Raw genomic sequence first — 26,558 nt, 5'->3', positions numbered from 1 at the left:
TCCCAGCCCGAGGGGGTGAAGCGCCGTTGAACCTGCCGCTGCTGTTCTTCGCCGTCGATGTCGCCACGGTGGTGTGCGCGGTGCTGCTGGCCGCCCGCGTCCTGGCCAGCCATCCCCGCCAGCCCGCCGCCCAGCTGATCGCGCTGATCGCGGTCAGCGTGGTCTGCCATGTGATTCTTGGCCGGGCCGAGTACGGCCTCTGGACCCCGCCGGCGCTGCGCATCGAGGTTGGAGCGTGGCGGCCGTGGCTCAACCTGGGACGTAACCTGGCGCCAGGCCTTTTCATGCTGCTGGTCTTCCGGCTGTTCGCCGACCGCCAGAGACCGCCGCCGGTCCTCTGGGGCCTGCTGGCGGCGCAGCTGTTCCTGGAGGAGCCGGTGCGCTGGCTGCTGCCGGCGGGCTCGGCCCTGGCGCCGTTGCTCACCCAGATCGCCCCGACCCTGCTGCAGCTGCTGTTCGCGGGCCTGGCCGTCTACTGGACCCTGGCCGACTGGCGGTTCGACCTGGTCGAGGCCCGGCGGCGGGCCCGGGCCCTGGTGCTGGTCGTGGTGGGGATCAATGTGGTGGCCTCCAGCCTGCTGCTGCGCTGGCTGATCCCCGCAGACAGCCTGGCCAACTACCAGACCCATCTGGGACTGGGCGTCGCCAACCTGCTGCTGATGGGAGGCCTGCTGTTTCGCTACATGGGCGAGAGCCGCCTCCTGGACCCGGACCGGCCCCGCGAGCGGGCCACGCCCGCGGCGCAATCGGCCGACGCCGCGGCGCTGGCGCGACTGGAGCGATTGCTGAGCGAGGGGCTGGTCTATCGCGAGCCCAACCTGACCCTGGGGGTGCTGGCGGAGCGGGTGGGCGTGCCGGAATACCGGCTGCGGCGGCTGATCCACGAGGCGCTGGGCCACCGCAACTTCAACGCCTTCCTGCACAGCTACCGGATCGCCGAGGCGTGCGAGCAGCTGCGCGACCCGGCGCTGCGCCGCACGCCGATCCTGACCATCGGCCTGAGCGTCGGCTACCAGTCGATCAACACCTTCAACCGGGCCTTCCGGGAGGTGACGGGCCAGACCCCATCGGTCTGGCGCGCGGCCGCGGAGGCCTCACCAGAATCCGCATAACGACCCCGGTTTCTGCAATCGCCGGCCGTTTTCAGGAATCGGCCAGCCAGACCGCAAACGCCCTGCCAGGGTCGGTCCATCGCCCAATGGATCGGACCCGCCATGCCCTCCCGCCGCTATTTCCTCGACTGGATGCGCGTCATCGCCTTTGCGCTGCTGGCCGTCTTTCACGTCGGCATGCTCTACGTCACCTGGCGCTACAATCTGAAGAGCCCCAGGATCTTCCCGGACCTGGAATGGGCCATGCTGGCCCTGACCCCCTGGCGGATGGCGCTGCTGTTCGTCATTTCCGGCGTCGCCTGCCGGTTCCTGATCGAGAAACTGGGTCCGGGGCGCTTCACCCTGGACCGCCTGGCGCGGCTGCAGCCGGTCATCCTCACCGGCATGTTTCTGGTGATACCCGCCCAGACCTATGTCGAGCTGGTCGACAAGGGGCTGGTCCACACCGGCTATCTGGACTTCTGGTGGTCGTCCTACCTGCGCGCCGACCAGACGCTGGTCGCGCCGCTGCACAAGACCATGCCGACCTGGGATCACCTGTGGTTCCTGGTCTATCTGCAGGCCTATGTCCTGGGCTTTGCCGCCCTGTTCAAACTGTTCGGACGGCGCGGCGGGCGGGCCTTGCCGCTGGCGGTGCTGCTGATCGCGCCCGCCCTGTGGCTGGCGGCGACCAACCTGATCGTCGACACGGTGGCGCCCCGGACCGACGGCTTCGTCGACGACTGGGGCTGCCATCTGCGCTGGATCGGCCTGTTCGCGGCCGGCGCCGCCCTGGCCTTCCGCGACGACGCCTGGGCCTTCCTGGAGAAGCGGCGCGCGACGCTGGGCCTTGGCGCGCTGGCCCTGCTGGCCTTGCAGTTCGCCGTTCACGCCCTCGCCAGCGTCCCGGGCATCGATCCGCTGGCCCAGAAGATCGGCTGGAACCTGGCCAGCGGCCTCTATGGCTGGACCACCATCCTGGCCCTGGCCGGCTATGCGGCCCATTATCTCAACCGGGGTTCGGCGGTGCTGACCTATCTCAACCAGGCCATCCTGCCGGTCTATGTGCTGCACCAGCCGGTGATGCTGGTCAGCGCCTTCTGGCTGTTCCCCCTGCGCCTGCCGCTGGGGCTGGAAGTCGGGCTGCTGATCGCCGCGGCCTCGCTGGGTTCGCTGGTCCTCTATCACCTGGCCATCCGGCCCTTCGCCGCGACCCGCCTCCTGTTCGGTGTCAAAAATACCCAGCCAGGAACGCCGCCGCCGGCTCTGACAGCCCAACAATCTTGTTCGTCGCCTGGCGGTAGAACTTGAAATTGAGCTCGGTCTGCGGCCGGCCGTCCTGCCAGTCCGCGAACGCCTTGAGCTCGCGCCGCCCCAGGGGCCGGCTGGCCAGGGCGGTGCGGTTGACGGCGATACTGACCCGCGGCGTCTGCCGCTCGACGCCCGGTTTCAGCGGGATGGCCTCGGCGGCGGTGACCACGCCCCGCGCGACCAGCCCCTGCCCGCCCTTGGTCTCGCTGGCGAACAGGAAGACCGTGTCGCCCACGGCGATCCGCTTGCCGCCGTACATGGTCTTCTGGGCGGTGAAGACGAAGGTCTCCGCCCCTGAATCGGCAATCTCAGCCTTGATCGCGTAGGCCATAGATCAGGCCGACAAAGCGGCCAGCTCGGCCTTTTGCTTCCGGGTGAGCCCGTCGCGCACCAGCTCATACGACCGCGCGGCCAGGCTTTCGATCTCCTCGGCCGGCACATCGGCGTCGAGGTCGACGCTGATCCAGAACCGCCGGTCCAGGTGCGAGCGGTGGCCAACGCCCGCATACTGTTCGCGCAGGATCTCGGCCATGTGCGGATCGGATTTCAGGATAACGTTCTCGGTCCCCCGCACGGCCAGGATGGCGAACATCTTGCCCATGACCTTGTAGATCAGCACCAGCGGCAGCGTGCCCCGCGAGGCGGTCATCGGCGACCCCGCCGCGCCGGGCATGGCGTCTAGGATGGCCTTCAGGGCGGTGGTTCGGGCGGGGAAGTCCAAGATGGGGCTCCGCGGGCGGGCCTTGAGCCTAACGCCGCCGGGGCTGGACGGACAACCTCAGGAACAATCGCGGCGCCGGCAGGTTAGATTGCCTTGCGACAGGCGGCGGCAACCGCTTTTCTTGGCCGGCCCCAGCCGGAAGGCCGCGCCCGCGGAACAAGGATGCATGACATGACGGTCCAACCTCTTGCGTCGGCCCAGGCGCTGGCGTCGAAAGCCAAGACCCCGTTTCCGGGCGAGAGCGACGCCTATCGCGAGGCGCGCCAGGCCCTGCTGGCCGAGGAGATCGAGTTCCGCCGCCACATGACCCGCGTGGCCGAACAGCGCCGCGCCCTGCCGCCGGGACCGGTGATCGAGAAGAACTACCGCTTCAAGGACGAGCAGGCGTTCGAGGTCGGGCTGATCGACCTGTTCGGCGAGCACGACACCCTGGTCACCTATTTCTGGATGTACGGTCCGCAGCGGGAACGGCCATGCCCGATGTGTACGAACTGGCTGGGGGCGGTGAACGGCAACGCCGCCGATATCAAGCAGCGCGTCGCCCTCAAGATCCTGGGCCGCAGCCCCGTCGAACGGCAGTTCCTGTTCGCCCAGGAACGCGGTTGGCGGGACCTCAACTTCATCCAGACGGTCGGCGACGACTATGCCAACGACCTTGGCCTGATAGACGCCAAGGGCGGCGAGAGCCCCGCGCTGGTCGTCTTCCGCAAGGACGGCGACAAGGTGCGGCTGTTCTGGTCGAGCGAGATGACCCTGGAGATGGCCGATCCGGGGCAGGATCCGCGCGACGCGCCCGACATCGCCTCGCTCTGGTCGATCCTGGACCTGACGCCGGACGGCCGCGGGACGGACTGGTACCCCAAGCTCAGCTACTGACCCCGTCAGATATGGATGGCGTGTCCCAGCGCCCGCAACGCCGCCTCATGGACGGCTTCGCTCAACGTCGGGTGGACGTGGATGGTCCCGGCGAAGTCTTCCAGCCGCGCGCCCATCTCGATGGACATGGCGAACTCGCCCGATAACTCTGAGACATGGGCGCCGACCGCCTGCAGGCCGACCACGCGGTGATCGGACTTGCGCGCCACCACCCGCACGAAACCGCCGGTGTCGCCGGCCTCCATGGAGAGGGCCCGGCCGTTGGCCTGGAAGGGGAAGATGGCGCTGACCGGGTCGTGGCCGGCGGCCTCGGCCTCTTTCGGCAGCAGGCCGGCCGAGACGATCTCCGGCTCGGTGAAGCAAACCGCGGCAATGGTCGCCGGATCGAAGCGGCGGTTCTGGCCGGCGATGACCTCGACGGCGACATGGGCCTGGGCGGCGGCCTTGTGCTCGAGCATCGGCTCGCCGACCAAGTCGCCGATGGCGTAGACGCCGCTCATCGAGGTCTGCATCTTGTCGTTCACGCGGACGAAGGCGCCGTCCATGTCGACGCCCATCTCCTGCAGGCCCCAGCCCTCGGTCCGGGGCCGCCGGCCGACGGTGACCAGCAGCTTGTCGGCGGGGATGCGCAGGGTCTCGCCGCCCTTGTCCACCACCAGCTCGCCCTTGTCCCAGCCCGTGGCCTTGGCCGACAGATGCAGGGTGACGCCGGCCTTATCCAGCCAGGCCTTCACCGGCTTGGTCAGCGCATCGTCATAGAGCGGCAGGATGCGGTCCTGGGCCTCGACCACGGTCACCTCGCAGCCGAACTTGCGGAAGGCTGAGCCAAGCTCCAGGCCAATATACCCCGCCCCGATCACCGCCAGACGCTTGGGCAGTTCGCTCAGCGCCAGCGCTTCGGTCGAGGAGATCACGTCGCCGCCGAAGGGGATGTGCGGCAGGGCCGTGGCGATCGAACCGGCCGCCAGGATCACGTGTTCGGCCTTGATGACGACTGGCCCGTCCTTGGTCTCGACATGGCAGGTCTTGGCGTCGCTGAAGCGGCCCCAGCCGGCGACGACCCGGGTCTTGGCGCGCTTGAGCAGCGCGGTAACGCCGCTGTTCAGTTTGTCGACCACCGTCTCCTTCCAGGCCACGGTCTTGGCCATGTCGAGCACCGGCGCCGCCGAGAGGGAGATGCCGTCCTTGGCCCCGTGCGCGGCCTCGGCCATGCCCTCGAACTTCGAAGCCACATGGATCAGCGCCTTGGAGGGGATGCAGCCGCGGATCAGGCAGGTGCCGCCCAGCCGGTCGCCCTCGACCAGCACGGTGTCGATGCCCAGCTGGCCGGCGCGGATCGCCGCCACATAGCCGCCCGGGCCGCCGCCGAGGATCAGCAGGCGGGTGGTGATGGTTTCGGTCACGAGGTCAGTCCATGAACAGGGTGGCGGGGTGTTCCAGCATGGCCTTGACCCGCTGGATGAACTCCGCGGCGTCGTAGCCATCCACGACCCGGTGATCGAAGGACGACGACAGGTTCATCATCTTGCGCACGGCGATCTGGCCGTGGCGGACGACGGGACGGTCGACGATCTTGTTGGGCCCGATGATGGCCACTTCCGGGTGGTTGATCACCGGCGTGGTGGCGATGCCGCCCAGCGGGCCCAGCGAGGTCAGGGTGATGGTCGAGCCCGACAGGTCGTCCTTGGAACCCTTGCCGGAGCGGGCGATCTCGGCGACCCGCGCCACTTCGGCGGCGGCGGCCCAGACGTCCAGGGTCTCGGCATGCCTGACCACCGGCACGATCAGGCCGTTGGAGGTCTGGGTGGCGATGCCGATATGGACGCCGGCATAGCGGTGCACGACCCCCGCCTCGTCGTCGAAGCGGGCGTTGATCTGCGGATAGGCCGGCAGCACCCGCACCAGGGCCCGCATCATGAAGGGCAGCATGGTCAGCTTGGGCTGGTCAGCGCGCTTGGTGGCGTTGAGATGGACGCGCAGGTCCTCCAGCTCCGTCATGTCGACTTCCTCGACATAGGCGAAGTGCGGGATGCGGCGCTTGGACTCCTGCATCTGGCGGGCGATGGCCCGCCGCATGCCGATGACCTTGACCTCCTCGACGGCGGTGCGCCTGGCGAGGGTCGGGGCCGAGGCGGCCGGACCGGAGCGGGCGCCGGCGATGAAGGCGTCGAGATCCTCATGGGTGATCCGGCCGGCCGGGCCGGTCCCGGCGACATGGCCGAGCTTGACCCCCAGGTCCTCCGCCCGGCGGCGCACGGCCGGCGAGGCCAGCGGCTTTTCGCCGGGGGCGCGATCAGGGATGGCGTGGGCGACGGTTTCGACCGGTTGGCGCGGCGGGGTGGGTTGAGGCGCGGGCGGCGGCGCTTCGGCCTTTTCGACGACCGGCGGGGGGGCCTGCACGACCTCGGCGACGGGCTTGGGCTGGGCCTTCGGGGACGCCTCGTCGGCCGCGTTGCCGGATCCTTCGACCTCGAACACCGCGATGGCGCCGCCGACCGCCGCCATCTCACCGGGCGCGCCGGCGATCTCGATCACTTTGCCGGCGACCGGCGAGGTCATCTCCACCGTCGCCTTGTCGGTCAGCATGTCGACCAGCGGCGCGTCCTCGGCGACCATGTCGCCGATCTTAACGTGCCAGGCGACGATCTCGGCCTCAGCGGTGCCTTCGCCCAGGTCGGGCAGTTTGAAGACGAAACGTCCCACGCCTCTAAGCCTCCATCACGCGCTTGAGGGCCGCCCCGATGCGCTTCTGACCGGGGAAATACTCCCATTCGAAGGCGTGGGGATACGGCGTATCCCAACCGGTGACCCGCTCGATGGGCGCTTCCAGATGGTAGAAACAGGCTTCCTGGACCAAGGCCGAGAGTTCGGCCCCGAAACCGGAGGTCCGCGTCGCCTCGTGGACGATGACGCAGCGGCCGGTCTTCTTCACCGAGGCGGTGATGGACTCGATGTCCACCGGCGAGAGGGTGCGCAGATCGACCACCTCGGCGTCGACGCCCGCCGTCTCGGCCGAGGCGATGGCGACATGCACCATGGTGCCATAGGCCAGGACGGTGACCTCATTGCCGGCGCGGGCGATGCGGGCCTTGCCCAGCGGCACCACGTAATGGCCCACGGGCACGTCGTTGCCCTCGATCTTCTGCCAGGGCGTGACGGGGTTGTCCGGATTGCCGTCGAACGGGCCGTTGTAGAGCCGCTTGGGCTCGAAGATCACCACCGGGTCGTCGTCCTCGATGGCCGCGATCAGCAGGCCCTTCGCGTCGTAAGGGGTGGACGGGATGACCGTCTTGATCCCGGCGACATGGGTGAACAGAGCCTCGGGGCTCTGGCTGTGGGTCTGGCCGCCGAAGATGCCGCCGCCATAGGGGCTGCGGATGGTCATCGGACACCAGAAGTCGCCCGCCGAGCGGTAGCGCAGCCGGGCGGCCTCCGAGACGATCTGGTCGTAGCCAGGGTAGATGTAGTCGGCGAACTGGATCTCCACGCAGGGGCGCAGGCCGTAGGCGGCCATGCCGACCGCGGTGCCGATCAGGCCGGCCTCGGAGATTGGGGTGTCGAAGCAGCGGTTGAGGCCAAACTTCTTCTGCAGGCCCTCGGTGGCGTTGAAGACGCCGCCGAAATAGCCGACGTCCTCGCCGAACACGAGCACATCGGGATCGCGTCCCAGCATCACGTCCATGGCCGAGTTGATGGCCTGGATCATGTTCATCTTGATCGTTTCGGGCGCCTCAGTGGCGGCGGTTGGCTTGGTGATCGGCTTGTTCATGGTCAGATCCCCAGTTCCTGCCGTTGCCGGATCAGGCGCCAGTCCATTTCCTTGTAAACGTCCTCGAACATGGTCTTGACGCTGGGCCGGTCGCCGGCGTGCAGGGTGCCGTGCGACTCCGACTCCTTGCCGGCGGCCCGGACCAGTTCGACCAGCTCGGCGTGCAGGGCCTGCTGGTCGTCGTCCGACCATTCGCCGAGATGGATCAGGTGGTTCTTCAGCCGCTCGATGGGATCGCCCAGCGGCCAGAGCTTGGCCTCCTGGGCGGGCCGGTAGCGGCCCGGATCGTCGGAGGTGGAATGGCCCTCGGCCCGGTAGGTGAAGTGCTCGATCACGGTGGCGCCCAGATTGGACCTGGCCCGCTCCATCGCCCACTGGGTCGCCGCATAGACGGCCAGGAAGTCGTTGCCGTCCACCCGCAGGGCCGGAAGGTTGTAGCCGATGGCCCGCGAGGCGAACGGGGCGTCCTCGCCCCCGGCTATGCCCTGGAAGGAGGAGATGGCCCACTGATTGTTGACGATGTTGAGGATCACCGGGGCGCGATAGACCCCGGCGAAGGTCAGGGCGTGGTGAAAGTCGCCCTCCGCCGTGGAGCCGTCGCCGATATAGGCCGAGGCGATGCGGTCGTCGCCCTTCAGGGCCGAGGCCATGGCCCAGCCCACGGCCTGGGTGAACTGGGTGCCCAGGTTGCCGGAAATGGTGAAGAAGCCATGGGCCTTGGAGGAGTACATCACCGGCAGCTGGCGGCCCTTCATCGGGTCGAGCGCGTTGGAGAAGACCTGGTTCATCATCTCGACGATGGGATAGCCGCGGGCGATCAGGATCCCCTGCTGGCGATAGGTCGGGAAGCACATGTCGTCATGGTTCAGCACCATGGCCGGGGCGATCGACACCGCCTCCTCGCCGGTGCACTTCATGTAGAAGCTGGTCTTGCCCTGGCGCTGGGCGCGGAACAGCCGCTCGTCATAGACCCGGGTCAGCATCATATTGCGCAGGCCGCGCTTCAGCGTGGCGATGTCCAGGCCGGGATTCCACGGCCCGACCGCCTGGCCGTCCTTGTCCAGCACCCGCACCAGGCCATAGGCCAGGTCACGCATGTCCTTAGGCTGGGTGTCGACCTCCGGGCGCGGCATGACGCCGGCCTCGGAAATGTTGAGGTTGGAGAAGTCCGCCGTCTCGCCAGGCCGAAAGCGCGGCTCCGGAATACGGAGACTCAGCGCCCGACTGTTCTTCAATGACGCCATGACGGTTCAGTCCCAGGTGAATGGTCAGTGCAGCTGCGCGCCCGATGCAACGCGCAACCGGGCCCGAAGGGTGACGCGCCTTAAGCGCATTTGGCGAAAAAGTCCCAATATTCCGGTGACTGAGGTCGTTCTCACCAACAGGCGCGTCCGGAAAGGAACATTCTACCGGCACATGTCGATGGTTGACAAGGATATTGCTTGGTCGTGGCCTTCACCGCGGGCCGGCGCTCCGGCGGCGCTGCATTCCAGAGCGCGCGCCTTCTATTGTTCAGCGTCCGGCAAAAAATTCGGCCAGCGCCAGCGCGGTTTTCTCCGGAATCTCCTCCGGAAAGAAGTGACCTGCTCTGACCGCCTGGCCCCGCACGTCTCTGGCCCAGGCGCGCCAAAGCGCCAGCGGCCCGCCCGCCTCGGCGTACCAATCGTCCAGGGCGCCCGGCGCAGCCCAGAGCGCCAGCAACGGGCATTCGATACGTCGTCCGGCCGCCAGGTCTGCCTGGTCGTGCGTCCGATCAAGGCCGGCCGCGGCCCGGTATTCCTCGCAGATGGCGTGGAGGTGAGCCGGATCGCGCAACGCGTCCACATAGGCGGCATGGATATGGCCGGGAAAGGCGGAGCTGGCCGATCCCCACTGGTCACGCGCGTCGTCGATCACCGCTTCGGGCGCCCCGCCAAGCAGTCGCTCCGGCAGCGGGGCGGGCTGCGCCAGCAGCGACCAGGGCCAGAAGCTGAGCGCCAGCCTGGCGTCGGCGCGCGCCCAGACCGTCTCCGTCGGCAGGATGTCGAGCGCGGCCAGCCGCTCTATCCGTTCAGGATGATCCAGGGCGAGCCGATAGGCCACACGGCCGCCGCGATCATGGCCCGCCACGCTGAAACGCTCGAACCCCAGCGCCTGCATCACCGCGACCATGTCCCGCGCCATGGCGCGCTTGGCGTAGGGCGCATGGTCGGAAGTGGAGGGCGGACAGCCGCTCTGGCCGTACCCCCGCAAGTCGGCGCACACGACGCTGAAGTCGCGGGCGAGGATCGGCGCCACGCCACGCCACATCAGGTGGGTCTGGGGAAAACCGTGCAGCAGAAGCACCGGCGGCCCCGAGCCGCCGTGGCGAACGAAGATATGCGTCTCGCCGGTCGGGATATCGGCGCTCTCGAAACCATCGAACATGTCGATAGAACCGCCCAGCGCGTCACCCGCGTCGCGCCGCCTCGATGGCGGCGACGTCGATCTTCTTCATGTCCATCATCGCGTCGAACGCCCGCCTGGCTTCATCGCCGCCGGCCGCCATCGCCTCGGTCAGCACGCGCGGCGTGATCTGCCAGGAGACGCCCCACCGGTCCTTGCACCAGCCGCAGGCGCTCTCCTGGCCGCCATTGCCGACGACGGCGTTCCAGTAGCGGTCGGTCTCGGCCTGATCGTCGGTGGCGATCTGGAACGAGAAGGCTTCGCTCTGCTTGAATACGGGACCGCCGTTGAGCCCGATGCAGGCGACGCCGGCCACCGTGAATTCGACCGTCAGCACATCGCCCTTCTTGCCGGATGGGAAGTCACTGGGCGCGCGGTGAACCGCGCCCACAGCGCTGTCGGGGAAGGTCTGGGCATAGAAGCGGGCGGCGGCCTCGGCGTCCTTGTCGAACCAGAGGCAGATCGTGTTCTTGGCCATGTGCGTGTCCTTTCGCTTTCGTCCTGCCCCAAGGACGGGTCAGGTCGACAACTTCCGACAGCGCGCGATCGTTTTTTCCGCGCCTTCTGTCGACACGCCGGAAACCCCAGGGCTCCCTACTCCCACTCGATCGTCCCCGGCGGCTTTGACGTAACGTCATAGACTACCCGGTTGATCCCCTTGACTTCATTGATGATCCGCGTCGCCGCCTTGGCCAGCACGGCCCACGGAAACTCGTAGAAGTCCGCCGTCATCCCGTCCGTCGAGGTCACCGCCCTCAGGGCGCAGACGTCCTCATAGGTGCGGGCGTCGCCCATGACGCCGACGGTCTTGACGGGGAGCAGGACGGCGAAGGCCTGCCAGATCTGGTCGTAGAGGCCGGCGTTGCGGATTTCCTCCAGGTAGATGGCGTCGGCCTTCTGGAGGGTGGCGACCTTTTCGGGGGTGATCTCGCCGGGGATGCGGATGGCCAGGCCCGGGCCCGGGAAGGGGTGGCGGCCGACAAAGGCCGGGGGCAGGCCCAGTTCGACGCCCAGGACCCGGACCTCGTCCTTGAAGAGTTCGCGCAGGGGCTCGACCAGCTTGAGCTTCATGAAGTCGGGGAGGCCGCCGACATTGTGGTGGCTCTTGATCACCGCCGAGGGGCCGCCCTTGGCCGAGACGCTCTCGATGACGTCCGGATAGAGGGTGCCCTGGGCCAGGAACTCTGCCCCGTCGATCTTGCCGGCCTCACGGTCGAAGACCTCGATGAACAGACGTCCGATGGTCTTGCGCTTGGTTTCCGGGTCGCTGATCCCGGCCAGCTCGCCGAGGAATTGTTCAGACGCATCAACGTGGATCAGCGGGATGTTGTAGTGGTTCCTGAACAGCGAGACGACCTGCTCGCTCTCACCCAGCCGCATCAGGCCGGTGTCGACATAGACGCAGGTCAGCTGGTCGCCGATGGCTTCGTGGATCAGCACCGCCGCCACCGAGCTGTCGACCCCGCCGGAGAGGCCGCAGATGACCTTGCCCTTGCCGACCTGGGCGCGGATGCGGGCGATGGCTTCGCCCCGGAAGGCGGCCATGGTCCAGTCGCCGGAGAGGCCGGCGATGCCGTGGGTGAAGTTGCGGTAGATCTGGGCGCCGTGCGGGGTGTGGACCACCTCGGGATGGAACTGCACCCCGTAGAACTGGCGCGCCTCGTCGGCGATGGCGGCGAAGGGCGAGCCGGACGAGGTGGCGATGACCTGGAAGCCCTCGGGGATGGCGGTGATCTTGTCGCCGTGGCTCATCCAGACCTGCTGGTGTTCGCCAAGGCCGGCGAACAGCGGGCTATCGCGGGTGATGGCGATCTCGGCCCGGCCGAACTCGCGGTGATGACCGGTCTCCACCGCCCCGCCCAGCTCGGCGACCATGGTCTGTTCGCCATAGCAGACGCCCAGCACCGGCACGCCGGCCTCGAACAGCGCCCTGGCGGCCCGGGGGCTTTCGTCCTCGGTGGTGCTGGCCGGGCCGCCGGAGAGGATGATGGCGGCGGGCTGTAGGGCGAAGAGGGCGGCCTCGGCCTTGTCGTAGGGGTGGATCTCGCAATAGACGCCGCTCTCGCGCACCCGGCGGGCGATCAGCTGGGTCACCTGGCTGCCGAAGTCGACGATCAGGACGGGCTGGTGGCGGTCGGTCACGAGAGGCGCTCCGGAATGGCGGTGGACTGCTGCTCCCCCTCAGGGGGAGCTGTCACGAAGTGACTGAGGGGGCTACATCCACGGACGCCCGTGGATGTAGCCCCCATCGGCCCTCCGGGCCACTTCCCCCAGAGGGGGAAGAGCGGGGTGGGAAAGTGGCTCAAGGCGCTTTTTCCAGCACGGCGCCGAAGAAGCCGTCTGTGCCGTCCGTCAGCGGTGAGAGACGCAACGGCGGCTCGGTGGAAGCGAAGTCAGGATGCCGCTCGAGGAAGGCGGCGACGCGATCCTCGTTCTCCTCGGCGAAGAGGCTGCAGGTGACGTAGATCAGCCGGCCGCCGGGCTTCACGAAGGGGGCGGCCTGGTCCAGCACCGCGTCCTGCTCGCCCAGCCGGCGCTCCAGCTGTTCGGCCGAGAGCCGCCACTTGGCGTCGGGGTGACGTCGCCAGGTGCCCGAGCCGGTGCAGGGGGCGTCGACGAAAACGACATCCATCTTCGCGTCGAGGCCCCGCAGCGGGTCCTTCTCCATCGGGGTGCGGATCTGCAGGTTGCGCACCCCGGCCCGCTGGCTGCGCGGGGTGATGTCGGTCATCCGCCGGGCGTCGCTGTCATAGGCGTAGAGCTGGCCCTTGTTGCCCATGGCCGCAGCCAGGGCGAGCGTCTTGCCCCCGCCCCCGGCGCAGTAGTCCAGCACCTGCTTGCCGGCGATCTCGCCCGCCAGGCCGGCGGCGATCTGCGAGCCCAGGTCCTGGACCTCGAACCAGCCCTTGGCGAAGGCCGGATGCACCTCGACGGCGGCGGCCCGCTCGCTGGCGGCGGGCGCGGGCAGGCGCACGGCGTTGGGGAGGCGCCCGGCCGGCTCGGCGCCCTGGGCTTCAAGCGCATGCAGCACCTTGCCAGCGTCGGCCTTCAGGGTGTTGGCGCGCAGATCGACCGGGGCGCGGGCGGCCAGGGCGGCGGCCTCGGCGGCGCGGGTCTCGCCGAAAACGCGGGCCATGTGCGGGTCGAGCCAGTCGGGATAGTCGCCGGCCACCGGCGGCGGGGCCTGCGAGAGGTCGAGGTCGCCGGAGAGGCGCTTGGATTCTTCATTGGTCAGAGGACCGGGGCCGTGCGGTTCGTCGCCATAGGCGGCGGCGATCCTGGCCAGATCCCAGTCCCACAGCCAGCGCAGGGCCCCGGCGACGCGAACGCGGTCGGTCTCGGCCCCCATCGCCCAGGCCAGCGAGCGGCGATGGCGGAGCACGTCCAGCACCAGGCCGGAGACAAAGGCGCGGTCCTTGGAACCAGCGTAGCGGGCGCCATCACCCCAGGCCTTGAGGGCCAGGCGGGCGGGCTTGTGGCGAGCCTCCATGTCGGAGAGCACTTCGATCGCCGCTGAAAGCCTGCCGCCGTCCCGCACCTAAGTCCCGATCTAGTTGAAGAAGATGGCCCAGAAGACCATCAGGAGGCCGGCGGTGGAGACCAGCCAGACCAGAGAACGCAGCTGCTTCACCCCGAAGGCGTAGAGCGGCACATAGACGACCCGTCCGGCCAGATAGATCAGCGTGCCCCAATGGGTCAGGACGCCATCGCAGCCGGCGACATGGGCGATCAACACCGCGCCGATGAACAGCGGCAGGGTCTCGAAGAGGTTGTTCTGCGCCCGCTGCAGCCGGTTGGCCACCGGATTGAGCGGCGGCATCTCCTCGTCGCGCGCGCCGGTATTCCACTTCAGTCCGTACTGGCCCGTGCGGGCGATGTCGAACAGCAGGATCTGGATGAAGGCCAGGACCAGGGTCCCCGCCAGCATGTAGAGTTCAAAGGTCATCGTCTCGCCCTCCCCCTTCCCGTCTTAAGCGCTGCCCTGATAGTTCGGCGCCTCGCGGGTGATCATCACGTCATGGACATGGCTTTCGCGCAGGCCTGCCCCGGTGATGCGAATGAACCTGGCCCGCTCCCACAGGTCGGGAATGGTGGCCGAGCCGGTATAGCCCATGGCGGCGCGCAGACCCCCGACCAGTTGGTGAATGACCGGCCCGATCGGCCCCTTGTAGGGGGTCTGGCCCTCGATGCCCTCGGGCACGAGCTTCAAGCTATCGCTGACTTCCTTCTGGAAGTAGCGGTCGGCCGAGCCGCGGGCCATGGCGCCCAGGCTGCCCATGCCGCGATAAGTCTTGTACGACCGGCCCTGATAGAGGAAGACCTCGCCGGGCGCCTCTTCGGAACCGGCGAACATCGAGCCCATCATCACCGTGGAAGCCCCGACGGCGATGGCCTTGGCCAGGTCCCCGGACGACTTGACCCCGCCGTCGGCGATGACCGGCACCTGGCTGTCGCGGGCGGCGCGGACGGCCTCCTCGATGGCGGTCAGCTGCGGCACGCCCACCCCGGCGACGATGCGGGTGGTGCAGATGCTGCCCGGCCCGATGCCGACCTTCACCGCGTCGGCCCCGGCGTCGATCAGGGCCCGGGCGCCGTCGTAGGTGGCGACATTGCCGGCGATGATCTGGACCTTGTTGCTCTCGCGCTTGAGGCGGCGCACAGCTTCGCCGACCATGGCCGAGTGGCCGTGGGCGGTGTCGATGACCACCACGTCCACCCCGGCCTCGACCAGGGCCATGGAGCGCAGGAAGCCATCCTCGCCGACGGTCGAGGCGGCCCCGACCCGCAGGCGGCCCTTCTCGTCCTTGGCGGCGAACGGATAGGCCTCGGCCTTTTCCATGTCCTTGACGGTGATCAGGCCGATGGCCCGGCCCTCGTCGTCGACGACGATGAGCCGCTCGATCTTGTTGCGCTGCAGGAGGCTGCGGGCCTCGGCCTGGGTGACCCCCTCGCGGACGGTGATCAGGCCCTCATGGGTCATCAGGTCCCGCGCCCGCGCCGCGCCGTTCTGCTCGAAGCGCATATCGCGGTTGGTCAGGATGCCGACCAGCCGGCCGCTTCCGGGCTCCACGACGGGAAAGCCAGAGATGTGTTTCCTGGCCTTGATCTCGCGGATCTCGGCCAAGGTGGTGTCGGGGTGGATGGTCAGCGGGTTGATGACCATGCCGCTTTCGTAACGCTTGACCTCGCGGACCTGGTCGGCCTGCTCGTCGATGGTCAGGTTGCGGTGCAGGATCCCCATGCCGCCAGCCTGAGCCATGGCGATGGCCAGCCGGCTTTCGGTCACCGTGTCCATGGCGGCGGACACCAGGGGTATGTTCAACCCGATCTCGCGGGTCAGACGCGTTTCCGTGGATACCTGGGTCGGCAGCACTTCCGAGGGACCAGGTTCAAGCAAAACATCGTCGAAGGTCAGGCCTTCGCGAATCTCCATGGGAGTCTCCGTTTTGCGGGCGCGGTATTCCTGCAAAGCGGGGGTGAGTCAATCGGGCTGGCAGCGATTGAGGCTGATCGCTGCGCTTTGAACGTCAGTTGGCGAATTGAGCGTCGACGTCCTGACCGCCATAAAAGACACGCAGAATTTCCACCTCGTCGGACAGAACCCTAAAGGCGATCACGACACGCCGCTCGAACCCGATCGTGCGGACACCCGGTTCAAGGTCATCACGCCTGGAGCCTCGTTCCGGGAACAGGTTCAAGGCCATATAAGCCGCCTGAATACGTTCAAGATAAACGCCTGCACGGCGCGGGCCGGAGTCATCCGCGATGAAATCGTAGAGACGGATCAGATCGCGTCGAGCGCTCGGCCGAACAACGACCTTATAGGTCTTCGCCATCTGCCGCCATTCGGGCCAAGTGATGGGCCCTTAGTTCGGCAAGGACATCCTCGGCGGGGATGCTGGGCGCCGGATCATCCAACGCTTCCCGTATCTTCGCCCGCATCCAGGCATTGAGGGTTTCTTCTTCCCGATCCAGAGCTCTGAGCCCCGCGCGAACAACCTCACTCGCCGAGGCGTAGGCGCCGGATTTCACACGCGCCTCGACCTTTTCGTGCATCGCACCGAGCGTCACGGTCATGGGCCTGCTGGTTCGAGACATGATCACCTCCACAACGAATGATGTGACTTAGTCACACAAATTGCAAGATCACCCCTTGAACCCCGTCGCCACCAGATAGACCTCGGCGCTATCCGTGCGGCTGGCCTTGGGCTTGATGTTCTTCACGTCGGTGAAGTTCTGCTTGAGGATCTTCATGGTCGGGGCCGTCTCGCCGCCCTGGAAGGCCTTGGCGACGAACGAGCCGCCGGGCTTGAGCACAGAGATGGCGAACTCCGCCGCCACCTCGATCAGGCCCATGATCCGCAGGTGGTCGGTCTTGCGGTGGCCGACGGTGTTGGGGGCCATGTCGGAGAGGACGACGTCGGGCGCCCCGCCCAGCATCTCGATCAGGCGGGGGCCGCAGGCCGGGTCGGTGAAGTCCATCTGGATCAGTTCGGCGGGCGGCAGCGGATCGACCTCCAGCAGGTCGACCCCGACCACCTTGCCCGCCTCGCGCTGGAGGGCGATCTGCACCCAGCCGCCGGGGGCGCAGCCCAGGTCGATGATCTTGCTGCCCTTCTTGATCAGGTGCAGGCGGTCGTCGATCTCGGTCAGTTTGAAGGCCGCCCGGCTGCGGTAGCCCAGGGCCCGCGCCTCGGCGGCATAGGGGTCGTTGATCTGCCGCTCCAGCCAGGCCTGCGAGCTGGGGGTGCGGCCCTTGGCGGTCTTGAGGCGGGCGGGCTTGCCGCGGCCGCCCTCGTTGCCGCCGGTGGGCTTCTTGACCAGCCGGCGTTTGGGGATTTCGTCGTCGGTCATGCGCTCGCTCCGGCCAGCTGCGGGGCCCGGCCGCCGCGCCGGCGGCGCCGGCGCTTGCGCTTCTGGTTCTCGCTCATCAGGCTCATCAATATGCCCTCGCGCAGGCCCCGGTCAGCCACCCGCACCCGCTCGCAGGGCCAAAGCTCCTGCACGGCCTGCAGAATCGCCGCGCCGGCCAGCACCAGGTCGGCGCGGTCGGGGCCGATACAGGGCTGCTGGGCGCGCTCGCCGGCGGTCAGGGCCAGCAGGCGGTCGGCGGCGGCCTCGCACTCGCCCCGGGTCATCCACAGGCCATCGACCTGATTGCGGTCATAGCGGGCCAGGTTGAGATGCAGCCCGGCCAAGCTGGTGATCGCCCCCGAGGTGCCGATCATATGGGCGCGGCCGGCGTCGAAAGTCGGCCTAAGCGACTCGGCGGGCGCGAAATTGGCCAGCTCAGCCTTCACGGCGTCGACCATGGCGCGGTACCAGGCGTGCTCGGTCCGCTCGCCCTCGGGAAAGCGCTCGGCCAGGGTGACGACGCCGATGGGAATGGAGATCCAGGCGCGGATCGGCAGCCGCCAGGTCGCGAACTGGCGCGGGCGGGCGTCCAGGCCCGGGCCCTTCAGGTCCACCCACGAGATTTCGGTCGAGCCGCCCCCGACATCCAGCACCAGGGCCGCATCGGCCTCGCGGTCCAGCAGGGCCACGCAGCCGGCCACCGACAGCTGGGCCTCCTCGCGTGGCGGAATGATCTGCAGGCGCAGGCCGGTCTGGTCGGCGACCCTCTGCACGAAGGCCTCGCCGTTGGAGGCCATGCGGCAGGCCTGAGTCGCGATGGCCTTGATCTTCAGACAGCGGCGGCGGCGCACCTTCTCGGCGCAGACGGTGAGGGCCGCCATGGCCCGCTCCATGGCCGCTTCCGACAGCGCCCCGGTCTGGCCCAGCCCCTCGCCCAGCCGCACGATGCGGCTATAGGCCTCAACCACGCGAAAGCCCCCCGCCGTAGGGGTGGCGATCAGCAGCCGGCAGTTGTTGGTGCCCAGATCGAGCGCCGCGTAGGACGGCGACTCGCCCGGCGTCCCGCGCGCCCCGCCGTTGCTGGCAGGGCCGCGTTCACGCGGCGGCTCCGACATGGTCTTGCACCTTGTCTGCGCAGACGCCGGTTGCCGGCGCCTCATTTCGCCGACTAGCTTAGCGGTTCAGTTCGCGCGCCGGAAGGCGTAGGGTTTCCCAATTGAGACCTGATGGTTACGTTCAGCAAATCGTCAGGAAGCGATGTCTATGATTCAGGCCATGAACACGCGACTCGCCAAATTCGGCATAGGTCAGGTGGTCAGACACCGGATCTTCCCCTTCCGAGGGGTGATCTTCGACGTCGATCCGACCTTCGCCAACACCGACGAATGGTGGCTGTCGATCCCCGAGGACATCCGTCCGCGCAAGGATCAGCCCTTCTACCATTTGCTGGCCGAGAACGATCAGAACACCTACGTCGCCTATGTCTCCGAGCAGAACCTGCTGCCCGACGATACCGGCGAGCCGGTGGGCCACCCGCATACGGCGCTGATCTTCGACGGCTTCCAGGACGGGCACTACCATATGCGCCCCAGGGTGGCTCACTAGCCTCCCACGAGGGTGATGGCGTCCTCCGGACAGGCCTTCACGCAGAGGCCGCAGGCGCGGCACGCTTCGCCGTTGTCGACATAGGCGACCTTGCCGCCATGCACGGCGATCTTGATCCGGCTCAGCCAGGACAGCCCCGCCCGGTCCGCCGGCTCCAGCTTCCGCACCACGAAGACATCGTAGGGACAGACCGCCTCGCAGGCCGCCTTGCCCTCGCAGCGGCCCAGATCGACGCTGGGCCGGAACGCGCCCGGCTCGGCCTGGCAGGCGCGCTCAGGCGGCCTCGGCGTCGTATTCGGCATAGGCGTTCTCCAGGGCCGGAATGATGTCGACGACCTCGTAGTAGGGCGCCGAAAAGAAGGCGGTGTCACGCAGGGCGTCCATCAGGAAGGACCAGCTCTTCAGATCCTGCGCGGTCCACACCGCCACATCCGTGCAGCGGCTGGTGAAGGCCTCGGCGTCGAAGAAGCGCAGCGTCACCGCCGGATACCGGGCCAGGATCGGCGCCACCTCGGCGGCGATGAAGTCCTGCCGCGCCTGGCGGGACAGCCGCAGCCAGGCGGGCTGCGAGCGCAGCAGCATGAACAGGGTGAGCGTTTGCATCGGCTTGCCTCCGTCGGGCCGCCAGGATACGAGCTTTTATTCGCAATTGGATATTCGCATTGGCCGCCGACCCGCTAAGTCCCCGAAAACAGCCGGTCCAGGCGCGCTCGCGGGCTCTGGTCGAGGCTATTTTGGTCGCGGCGGCTCGCGTTCTGGAACAGTCGGGGCTGGAGGGTTTCAACACCAACCGGGTGGCTGAGGCGGCCGGGGTCAGCGTCGGCTCGCTCTACCAGTATTTCCCGGGCAAGACGGCGCTGCTGGCCGCCCTGGTGCGACAGGACGCGGCGGCGTTCGGCGAGGCCCTGACCCAGGCGGCCAACCAGGGTGCGACCCTGCGTGAAACCGCCGAGGCTCTGATCGATGTCATGATCGCCCATCAGTCCGAGCGGCCGGCCCTGGCCCGGGCGCTGGACTTCGCCGAACGGGATCTGGACCTTGAGCACGAGGATGACACGGTGATGCTGGCCCTGACCCAGGGAGCACTGGCCCGCCACGCGGCCGAGCTTCCAGGTGTCGATTTCGCCGAGGCGGCGCAGGACCTGATGGTCATCGGCCGGGCGCTGAGCGACTCCGGCATCGACCCGGCCAGCCTCAAGCGGCGGCTGCTTCGGGCGGTTCTTGGCTATCTGACCGGGCCTTGAGCAAGGTCGTTTCGCGCAACGGGTGAAATCGGGGCAACTCCGGTGGGACTTTCCAGGGATTCCGGCACATCCTCACCCCATGAGCGCCGATGGCTTTACCACCGCCCCGCCCCCCGGGGCCGCCGCCGACTGGACGATCGACCAGGGCTGGAACGCCTATACGGCCGAAGAGCACGCGGTGTGGAACACCCTCTATGAGCGCCAGACCGCCCTGCTCCCGGGTCGGGCCGCCGATCCGTTCCTGAAGGGCCTGGACGCGCTCGACCTGCATCGCGGCGGCATTCCCGACTTCGCGCGGATCAACCCCGAGCTGCAGCGCCTGACCGGCTGGCAGGTCGTGGCCGTGCCGGGCCTGGTGCCCGAGGACGTCTTCTTCGAGCACCTGGCCAACCGCAGATTCCCGGCCGGCCAGTTCATCCGCCGAGCCGACCAGTTGGACTACCTGCAGGAGCCGGACATCTTCCACGATGTCTTCGGCCATGTGCCGATGCTGACCGATCCCACCTTCGCCGACTACATGCAGGCCTATGGCCAGGGCGGCCGCCGCGCCGCCGAACTGGGCCGGCTGGAAAACCTGGCGCGGCTCTACTGGTACACGGTCGAGTTCGGACTGATGGAGAGCCCGCAGGGTTTACGCATCTACGGCGCCGGCATCGTCTCCTCGCGCACCGAGTCCATGTTCGCCCTGGACGACCCCTCCCCCAACCGGCTGGGTTTCGACCTGGTCCGGCTGATGCGCACCCACTACCGGATCGACGACTTCCAGCAGGTCTATTTCGTCATCCCCTCGCTGCAGGCGCTGCTGGACGCCACGCTGCAGGACTTCGGGCCGGTCTATGCGGCGCTGGATGCGGCGGAGGATCTGGCCATCGAGACGGTGCTGCCGACGGACAGGGTGTTCACGCTCGGGACGCAGGCGTACGCGCGGGCGAAGGCGGGGTAGCTATTCCGCCCCCGGCGGGGGCGGACGGCCGCTCCGAGGCGCGCATGCAGCGCGCCCGTGAGCAGCCAGGTGAGGGTTTGACAGGCCGTGCTCGGGGCCAGCCATTTGATCTAAGGCCTCACCCGGTATGATCGTTTCCGCTGGCGCTGTTCTTCTGCAGCCTGGCCGATCATCTCCAGCACGCCCGAAAGACCCTGAACTACGTAGCTCGCGGGCAACCGCAGGACCACAATCCCGCGCTCCCTCAGCCATGCATCCCGCCGCTGGTCATGTGCGATTTGATCAGGGTCACCGTGGACTCCGCCGTCCACCTCAATGGCCAGGTCACGTTCGGCGCAGAAGAAGTCGAGGATGTAAGGTCCGGCGGGATGCTGGCGGCGGAATTTTAGGCCGTTCAGCCGGTTAGCTCGCACTGCTTGCCATAGCATCACCTCCGGAAGCGTCATGCTTTTCCGGAGGTCTCTCGCGCGTTCGAAGGTGAGGTCTCGACCCCGCATAACCTGAACATAACAAGAACGGTGATACTTGGAAGAGGCCTTAACACGGCCTTTGAAACCCTCACCGGGCCGGGCCACGGGCGCGCTGCAGGCGCGCCTCGGGCGGCCGTCCGCTCCCGCCGGGAGCGGAGTTTTACCTCTGGAACGGATAAAACCCCGACCCCAGTCCGAGGATCTGGGTCAGTTCGTCCAGCGCCTCGCGGCTTTCCACCAGCAGGTTCGGGTCGGCCAGGTCGGCCGGCGGCAGGCGGTCGCGGTAGCGGCGGTTGGCCCAGGCGGTCAGCAGATCGTGCAGAGCGGCGTCGAACCGCTGGGCCGGGTTGGCTGCGGCCAGTTCCTCGGGGGTCAGGACCACGCGCAGGCGCAGGCAGGCGGGGCCGCCGCCGTTGCGCATGCTCTGGCGGACGTCGGCGTATTCGACGTGGCCGATCGGGCCGTTGGAATCGATCAGGCGCTGGACGACGGCCGCCGCGGTCGGGGTCTCCGCGACCTCGATTGGGGCGATCAGGGTCAGGCGGTCGCGGTCCGGCAGGGCCACCAGCATCGAGTTGAAGAGGTAGGAGCGCACCGCGTCGATGACCGGCAGGTCGTTGGTGGCGATCTCGATGAACTGCGGCTCGAAGCCGACGGCGGCGGCGCGGATTTCGGCCAGGACCTGGGCTTTGTCCTCGAAGGCGGCTTCGTGGAAGAACAGGGTCGACTTGGCCCCCACGCAAACCACGTCGTTGTGAAACACCCCGGCCTCGATGGCTGCCCTCGCCTGTCGCGCATAGACTGCCCCGTGGGCCCCGTGGCGGCGGACGACGGCCTGGCTGGCCTGCAGGGTCTGGCGGGCCGGGAAGCGGCCGGTCCACTGCTCCCAGGCCTCACGGCCATAGGCGAACAGGTTGACCCCGGGCCGGCCGTGGTCGGCGCAGAGGCGGACATGGTTGGCCGCGCCTTCGTCGCCGAAGTGGGGCTGCGGCGGCAGCGGGTCGTGGACGGCGAAGCGGCGCTCGTCGGGGAACAGGGTGCGCAGGGCCCGGGCGGTCTGCTCGCCCTCCAGGCTGCGGTGCAGGTTGGTCAACAGGTTGGCGGCGGTGAAGTGGACGCGGCCGTCAGCGCTGTCGGCGCTGGGCGTCACCGTGGCGGCGTTGGCGGCCCACATCGAGGAGGCGGAACTGGCGCTGTTCAGCATCTCGGGCGCCAGGCGCCCGGCGGTCTCGATGATGTGGCGGTCACTGCCGGTGAAGCCAATGCTTTTCAGGAAGGCGATATCGGGCCGTTCGTGCGGCGGCAGCACGAACTGGGGCAGGCCCCAGTCGGCTAGCCGCTTCATCTTGGCCAGACCCTCCAGAACCGCCCCGCGCGGGTTGGAGTCATCGCCCTTATTGACCTCGCTGGCGATGTTGCCGGGGGCCAGCCCCGCGAAGCTGTGGGTCGGCCCGACCAGGCCGTCGCAATTGGCTTCGACGGCTGAGGTCACGCGCGCAGACCTTTGATTTCACTCAGGGTCGAGGCGACATGGCCGGCCTCGAAACTGGCCACGGGATAGGCGCAGTAGTCGGCGGCGTAGTAGGCGCTGGGCCGATGATTGCCGCTGTCGCCCAGCCCGCCGAACGGGGCCGAGCCGGCGGCGCCGGTGGTCGGCCGGTTCCAGTTGACGACGCCGGCGCGGATACGGTTGAGGAACCGGCCCCAGAGGGCGGCGTCGTCGCTGATCAGCCCGGCGGAAAGGCCGAACCGGGTGTCGTTGGCGAGCGCCATTGCGCCGTCGAAGGTGGCGGCGCGGCGGACGGTCAGGATGGGGGCGAAGATTTCCTCGTCCGGCGTGGTCAGGTGGCTGACATCGATCAGGCCCGGGGTGATGAAGCTGTCCGGCGCCTCGGGAATCCGGTCGGCCTGGCGGATCACCCGGCCGCCCAGGGCGGCGGCGGCGGCCCGCGCCTGGTTGGCGGCGCGATCGCTGATCAGGGGGCCCATGAAGGGCTCCTCACCGCCGTCCCAGGGGCCGATGACCAGCCGGTCGGCCAGGGCGGCGACCGCCTCGATGATGGCCTCGCCCTCGTGACCCTCGGGCACGATCAGCCGGCGGGCGCAGGAGCAGCGCTGGCCGCTGGTGATATAGGCCGACTGGATGACCAAGCCGGCGGCGGCCTCGACATTGGTGGCGTCCCAGACGATCAGCGGATTGTTGCCGCCCAGCTCCAGGGCCAGAATGACGTCGGGCCGGTCGGCGAAATGGCGGCGGAAGTGGGCGCCCGCCCCGGCCGAACCGGTAAACAGCAGGCCGTCGATGGGCTGGTCGATCAGAGCCGCGCCGGTCTCGCGCCCGCCCTGCACCAGGTTGACGACCCCGGCCGGCAGGTCGGCGGCTTCGAGGGCCTCGACCATAAGCTGGCCGGCCAGCGGGGTCTCTTCCGAGGGCTTGAACACCACGGTATCGCCGGCCAGCAGGGCCGGGACGATGTGGCCGTTGGGCAGGTGGCCCGGGAAGTTGAACGGCCCCAGCACCGCCATCACCCCATGAGCCCTGTGGCGCAGCACCGCCCGGCCGAACGGCATGGCGGTTTCCCTGACCCCGGTGCGCTCGTCATAGGCGGCGATGGAGATGTCGACCTTGCCGATCATCGAGCCCAGTTCGGCCGTGGTCTCCCACAGCGCCTTGCCGGTCTCGCGCGACAGGGCCTTGGCGAAGGCCTCGCGGCGGGCCTCCAGGGCGGCCTTGTAGCGGCGCAGGGCGGCGATCCGCTCCTCGCGCGGCCGGTCGGACCAGCCGTGGAAGGCGGCGCGAGCGGCTTCGACCGCCGCGGCGACGTCGGCGCCGGTCGATGCGGCGCCCTGCCAGACGGGCTGGCCGGTGGCCGGATCAATCGAAGCGAAGGCCGCGCCCTCGGCGGCCTGCCAGCGGCCGGCGATGAAATTCCCCTTGCTCATGACGACTTCACCCGCACCGCTTCGCCTTCCCGCACGCCCAGCACCTCCGCCGCGTCCCGCGACAGCACCGCCGCCTCGCCATCGATCAGCACCGGCGCCCGCACCGCCCGGAAGCGGCCGATATCGGCGGTGGAGACCAGGGCCTCCTCGCCAAAGGCGTCCTCGCCCAGCCGCACCATCAGGCGGCGGCCTTCCTTGACCGTGCGGATGTCGTCGCGCCGCGCCCCCATGGTGGGGCCGGCGTCGAACAGGTCGACCAGGCCCTGATAGCGGAAGCCTTCGCGCTCCAGCATGGCCCGGGCCGCCTCGCCCTCGCGGTGGCAGCGGCCGATCGACTGGCGGGCGTCCTCGGGCAGCAGGCCGGTATAGATGGCGTGGCGGGGCGCCAGATCCAGGATGAACTGGCCGTTGGTCGAGGCGCTGAGCAGGTCGGCCTCGTCGAAGGGGATGCGGAAGAACTTCTGGGCGACATGGTCCCAGAACGGGCAGGTCCCGTCCTCGTTGAACCAGCCCCGCAGTTCGGCCAGCACGTTCTCGGCGAACCGCTGCGGCTCGATGCCGATCAGCATGTAGCGCGACTGGGCCAGCAGCCGCCCGGCCCCGCCCATCCGCCGCTCGGGCCGCAGGAACAGCGAGCCGACCTCCGACCAGCCGGCGCATTCGTTGACCAGCACCAGGGCCTGGTGGTCGAAGCGCATGTCCAGGGTCGGGGAGGACTGGGCCAGGGTCACGACCCGGAACGAGAAGAACGGCCGCTTCAGCCCCACCCCCGCCTTGACGGCCGCCACGCCGATGACGGCGTTGTCGGAGAGGTCCTCGAGCATCAGGGTGTAGTAGGCGTCGGGGGCGGCGGTTTCGCCGGCGAAGCTGGCCTGGGAACGCTCCAGGCGGTCGCGCAGGGTGGGCTCGTCCTCGGGCAGGCTGGTAAAGCCGCGGCCGGACAGCACCGCCAGGTTCATCAGGGCGTCGTAGTCGGCCGGCAGGGCGGGTCGGACGACCAGCATCAGGCGCTCGCTTTCATCAGGGCGTGGATGCCGTGGGCGTCGATCTCGCCCGAGGCCAGCTTCATCAGGATCAGGGCCGACAGCCGGGCCCGCTCGGCGAAGCTGTCAGGCCAGGCGAACTCGTTCTCGCTGTGGATGTCGCCGCCGCGCACCCCCAGGGTGTCGACATTGGGCAGGCCGACGGCGAACAGGTTGTTGCCCTCGCAGACCCCGCCGGAGGACTTCCAGGCGATCTCCTGGCCCAGCAGCGCGCCGGCCTCCTTGACCGCCCCGAACAGCGCCGACTGGGCCGCGTTGAACGGCTTGGCCGGCCGGGTGAAACCGCCATGCAGGCTGACGGTCAGGCCATCCCCCTGCCCCGCCTTCATGGCCTCCTCGATCTTCAGCCGCAGCCAGCCGCCGGCCTCGGCGTCGGGGAAGCGAACGTTGAAGCGAACCACGGCAATGTCCGGCACCTGGTTCAGCGGCGAGCCGCCATCGATGCGAGCGACGTTGAGCGTCACCCCGTCACGCTTGCCATTCAGACCGTCCAGCGCCCCGGCGATGCGGGCGGCGGCGGTGATGGCGTTGCGGCCCAGGGCGAAGTCGCGGCCGGCATGGGCGGCGCGGCCGGTGATCTTCACATGGAAATTGCCCGAGCCCTTGCGTTCCGAGGCCAGGGTCCCGTCGGCCAGGGCGGGCTCATAGGTCAGCCCCACATGCCCCAGCGCCCCGATCCGAGCCAGCACTGGCCCGGAGGCCAGCGAACCGATCTCCTCGTCCGGCGACAGCAGCAGGCGGTAGCCGACATTCTTCGCATCCGGATGCGCCTCGAAGGCCTCCAGGGCGCCCAGCAGCATGGAGATGCCGCCCTTCATGTCGGCGATCCCGGGACCGTTGAGGGCGCCGTCGGCGCGGGTCGTCACCGCCTGAAAGCGGCTCTCGGCGGGAAACACTGTGTCGTAGTGGCCCGTCAGCACGACCTGCACCGGCGCGTCCGGCCGGGCGGTCACCAGGATGGACGGCGTGTATTTCTGGACCTTTTCACTGCCGTCAGCGGCGATCTCGACCGTGGGCGCAAGCGGCTCAAGCGTTAGCTCGCCGCCCGGCAGGCTGTCCTCGCTGGCCTTGACCAGGACTTTCAGCGTATCGGTCAGGCCCGCCGTGTTACGGCTGCCACTATTGATGGCGCACCAGTCGACGGCGCGGCCGACCAGGTCACCGCCCCTTTCGCTGAGGGAATCCAGAATCATCTGGTCGTCGCGCGTCAAACGCATCGCAATGAGCCCACGGTCTAGACGCCATTGCCGCGGACTAGCTGTC

At 68.5% G+C, this 26,558-nt stretch carries 29 protein-coding genes; 6 read left to right on the top strand and 23 right to left on the bottom strand.

Features of this window, described 5'->3' with window-relative positions; translation table 11 throughout:
* Positions 1-26 precede the first annotated feature (26 nt).
* Together QO010_RS08900 and QO010_RS08895 are read left to right on the top strand one after the other, a co-directional pair.
* On the top strand, positions 27-1,112 hold the full coding sequence (locus QO010_RS08900; protein ID WP_307348324.1) for a helix-turn-helix transcriptional regulator: 1,086 nt from the start codon (positions 27-29) through the stop codon (positions 1,110-1,112).
* A 102-nt stretch (positions 1,113-1,214) separates the two neighbouring features.
* The gene (locus QO010_RS08895; protein WP_307348323.1) at positions 1,215-2,402 is read left to right on the top strand and encodes an acyltransferase family protein; all 1,188 of its coding nucleotides are present in this window, start codon (positions 1,215-1,217) and stop codon (positions 2,400-2,402) included.
* Here QO010_RS08895 and QO010_RS08890 read toward each other — a convergent pair.
* Positions 2,323-2,733, bottom strand: a complete 411-nt coding sequence (locus tag QO010_RS08890) for a hypothetical protein (RefSeq protein WP_307348320.1) — start codon at positions 2,731-2,733, stop codon at positions 2,323-2,325. The genes QO010_RS08895 and QO010_RS08890 overlap by 80 nt on opposite strands.
* Before the next feature lie 3 nt (positions 2,734-2,736).
* Positions 2,737-3,123 carry an MmcQ/YjbR family DNA-binding protein gene (locus QO010_RS08885; RefSeq protein WP_307348318.1) on the bottom strand — a complete coding sequence of 129 codons (387 nt, stop codon included), beginning with the start codon at positions 3,121-3,123 and terminating at the stop codon, positions 2,737-2,739.
* Positions 3,124-3,294: 171 nt separating this feature from the next.
* Between QO010_RS08885 and QO010_RS08880 the strand changes: the two genes are divergently transcribed.
* The gene (locus QO010_RS08880; protein ID WP_307348317.1) at positions 3,295-3,999 is read left to right on the top strand and encodes a DUF899 family protein; all 705 of its coding nucleotides are present in this window, start codon (positions 3,295-3,297) and stop codon (positions 3,997-3,999) included.
* Between the two features lie 5 nt (positions 4,000-4,004).
* Here QO010_RS08880 and lpdA read toward each other — a convergent pair whose 3' ends face one another.
* The 14 genes from lpdA to QO010_RS08810 all read right to left on the bottom strand — a co-directional run bounded on the left by lpdA (position 4,005) and on the right by QO010_RS08810 (position 18,162).
* Positions 4,005-5,402, bottom strand: coding sequence for a dihydrolipoyl dehydrogenase (gene lpdA, locus QO010_RS08875; protein WP_307348316.1), 1,398 nt, complete (start codon positions 5,400-5,402; stop codon positions 4,005-4,007).
* Between the two features lie 4 nt (positions 5,403-5,406).
* Positions 5,407-6,702, bottom strand: a complete 1,296-nt coding sequence (locus QO010_RS08870) for a dihydrolipoamide acetyltransferase family protein (RefSeq protein ID WP_307348314.1) — start codon at positions 6,700-6,702, stop codon at positions 5,407-5,409.
* Between the two features lie 4 nt (positions 6,703-6,706).
* Entirely contained in the window at positions 6,707-7,768 is a 1,062-nt protein-coding gene (locus QO010_RS08865) for an alpha-ketoacid dehydrogenase subunit beta (protein WP_307348311.1), read from the bottom strand.
* 2 nt (positions 7,769-7,770) lie between these two features.
* Positions 7,771-9,012 carry a thiamine pyrophosphate-dependent enzyme gene (locus QO010_RS08860; RefSeq protein WP_307348309.1) on the bottom strand — a complete coding sequence of 414 codons (1,242 nt, stop codon included), beginning with the start codon at positions 9,010-9,012 and terminating at the stop codon, positions 7,771-7,773.
* A gap of 268 nt (positions 9,013-9,280) precedes the next feature.
* Complete coding sequence (locus QO010_RS08855) at positions 9,281-10,174, bottom strand: alpha/beta fold hydrolase (RefSeq protein ID WP_307348307.1); 894 nt, start codon at positions 10,172-10,174, stop codon at positions 9,281-9,283.
* Between the two features lie 22 nt (positions 10,175-10,196).
* Positions 10,197-10,670, bottom strand: coding sequence for a VOC family protein (locus QO010_RS08850; protein ID WP_307348305.1), 474 nt, complete (start codon positions 10,668-10,670; stop codon positions 10,197-10,199).
* 116 nt (positions 10,671-10,786) lie between these two features.
* Positions 10,787-12,334 carry a glutamine-hydrolyzing GMP synthase gene (gene guaA, locus QO010_RS08845; protein WP_307348303.1) on the bottom strand — a complete coding sequence of 516 codons (1,548 nt, stop codon included), beginning with the start codon at positions 12,332-12,334 and terminating at the stop codon, positions 10,787-10,789.
* A 160-nt stretch (positions 12,335-12,494) separates the two neighbouring features.
* Positions 12,495-13,730 carry an RsmB/NOP family class I SAM-dependent RNA methyltransferase gene (locus QO010_RS08840; protein WP_307348301.1) on the bottom strand — a complete coding sequence of 412 codons (1,236 nt, stop codon included), beginning with the start codon at positions 13,728-13,730 and terminating at the stop codon, positions 12,495-12,497.
* A gap of 12 nt (positions 13,731-13,742) precedes the next feature.
* The gene (locus QO010_RS08835) at positions 13,743-14,138 is read right to left on the bottom strand and encodes an MAPEG family protein (protein WP_307348299.1); all 396 of its coding nucleotides are present in this window, start codon (positions 14,136-14,138) and stop codon (positions 13,743-13,745) included.
* A 24-nt stretch (positions 14,139-14,162) separates the two neighbouring features.
* A complete protein-coding gene (gene guaB, locus QO010_RS08830; protein WP_307348297.1) occupies positions 14,163-15,626 on the bottom strand; it encodes an IMP dehydrogenase in 1,464 nt (487 codons plus the stop codon).
* Between the two features lie 94 nt (positions 15,627-15,720).
* Complete coding sequence (locus tag QO010_RS08825) at positions 15,721-16,029, bottom strand: type II toxin-antitoxin system RelE/ParE family toxin (RefSeq protein WP_307348295.1); 309 nt, start codon at positions 16,027-16,029, stop codon at positions 15,721-15,723.
* Positions 16,013-16,270 carry a type II toxin-antitoxin system ParD family antitoxin gene (locus QO010_RS08820; protein WP_307348293.1) on the bottom strand — a complete coding sequence of 86 codons (258 nt, stop codon included), beginning with the start codon at positions 16,268-16,270 and terminating at the stop codon, positions 16,013-16,015. Before QO010_RS08820 ends, QO010_RS08825 begins: the two co-directional genes overlap by 17 nt.
* Before the next feature lie 69 nt (positions 16,271-16,339).
* The gene (locus QO010_RS08815; protein ID WP_307348291.1) at positions 16,340-17,047 is read right to left on the bottom strand and encodes an RlmE family RNA methyltransferase; all 708 of its coding nucleotides are present in this window, start codon (positions 17,045-17,047) and stop codon (positions 16,340-16,342) included.
* Positions 17,044-18,162 (bottom strand): Ppx/GppA phosphatase family protein, encoded by a 1,119-nt coding sequence (locus QO010_RS08810; protein WP_307348289.1) that lies wholly within the window; start codon positions 18,160-18,162, stop codon positions 17,044-17,046. The genes QO010_RS08815 and QO010_RS08810 overlap by 4 nt, the downstream gene beginning before the upstream one ends.
* A 160-nt stretch (positions 18,163-18,322) precedes the next feature.
* Between QO010_RS08810 and hspQ the strand changes: the two genes are divergently transcribed.
* Positions 18,323-18,652 (top strand): heat shock protein HspQ, encoded by a 330-nt coding sequence (gene hspQ / locus QO010_RS08805; protein WP_307348288.1) that lies wholly within the window; start codon positions 18,323-18,325, stop codon positions 18,650-18,652.
* Here hspQ and QO010_RS08800 read toward each other — a convergent pair.
* Positions 18,649-18,954, bottom strand: coding sequence for a 4Fe-4S dicluster domain-containing protein (locus tag QO010_RS08800; RefSeq protein WP_307348287.1), 306 nt, complete (start codon positions 18,952-18,954; stop codon positions 18,649-18,651). The two genes, hspQ and QO010_RS08800, sit on opposite strands and share 4 nt — an antisense overlap.
* A complete protein-coding gene (locus tag QO010_RS08795; RefSeq protein ID WP_307348286.1) occupies positions 18,926-19,255 on the bottom strand; it encodes a darcynin family protein in 330 nt (109 codons plus the stop codon). Before QO010_RS08795 ends, QO010_RS08800 begins: the two co-directional genes overlap by 29 nt.
* A gap of 59 nt (positions 19,256-19,314) precedes the next feature.
* Here QO010_RS08795 and QO010_RS08790 point away from each other — a divergent pair, with 59 nt between their 5' ends.
* Together QO010_RS08790 and phhA are read left to right on the top strand one after the other, a co-directional pair.
* Positions 19,315-19,896 carry a TetR/AcrR family transcriptional regulator gene (locus tag QO010_RS08790; RefSeq protein ID WP_307348284.1) on the top strand — a complete coding sequence of 194 codons (582 nt, stop codon included), beginning with the start codon at positions 19,315-19,317 and terminating at the stop codon, positions 19,894-19,896.
* 79 nt (positions 19,897-19,975) lie between these two features.
* Positions 19,976-20,839: a phenylalanine 4-monooxygenase gene (gene phhA, locus QO010_RS08785; RefSeq protein ID WP_307348282.1), complete on the top strand. Its 864-nt coding sequence runs from the start codon at positions 19,976-19,978 to the stop codon at positions 20,837-20,839.
* A gap of 110 nt (positions 20,840-20,949) precedes the next feature.
* Here the strand turns inward: phhA and QO010_RS08780 are convergent, their stop codons facing one another.
* The 5 genes from QO010_RS08780 to QO010_RS08760 all read right to left on the bottom strand — a co-directional run bounded on the left by QO010_RS08780 (position 20,950) and on the right by QO010_RS08760 (position 26,512).
* Complete coding sequence (locus tag QO010_RS08780) at positions 20,950-21,336, bottom strand: endonuclease domain-containing protein (RefSeq protein WP_307348279.1); 387 nt, start codon at positions 21,334-21,336, stop codon at positions 20,950-20,952.
* Between the two features lie 133 nt (positions 21,337-21,469).
* Positions 21,470-22,801: an N-succinylarginine dihydrolase gene (gene astB / locus QO010_RS08775; RefSeq protein ID WP_307348278.1), complete on the bottom strand. Its 1,332-nt coding sequence runs from the start codon at positions 22,799-22,801 to the stop codon at positions 21,470-21,472.
* Positions 22,798-24,252, bottom strand: coding sequence for a succinylglutamate-semialdehyde dehydrogenase (astD, locus tag QO010_RS08770; RefSeq protein WP_307348277.1), 1,455 nt, complete (start codon positions 24,250-24,252; stop codon positions 22,798-22,800). Before astD ends, astB begins: the two co-directional genes overlap by 4 nt.
* Positions 24,249-25,256, bottom strand: a complete 1,008-nt coding sequence (locus QO010_RS08765; RefSeq protein WP_307348276.1) for an arginine N-succinyltransferase — start codon at positions 25,254-25,256, stop codon at positions 24,249-24,251. Before QO010_RS08765 ends, astD begins: the two co-directional genes overlap by 4 nt.
* A complete protein-coding gene (locus QO010_RS08760) occupies positions 25,256-26,512 on the bottom strand; it encodes a hydrolase (protein ID WP_307348275.1) in 1,257 nt (418 codons plus the stop codon). Before QO010_RS08760 ends, QO010_RS08765 begins: the two co-directional genes overlap by 1 nt.
* Positions 26,513-26,558 lie beyond the last annotated feature (46 nt).

Origin of the sequence: Caulobacter ginsengisoli, from assembly GCF_030814835.1 — a bacterium.
Lineage (GTDB): Bacteria > Pseudomonadota > Alphaproteobacteria > Caulobacterales > Caulobacteraceae > Caulobacter > Caulobacter ginsengisoli.
This window is presented reverse-complemented; position numbering and strand designations above follow the sequence as displayed.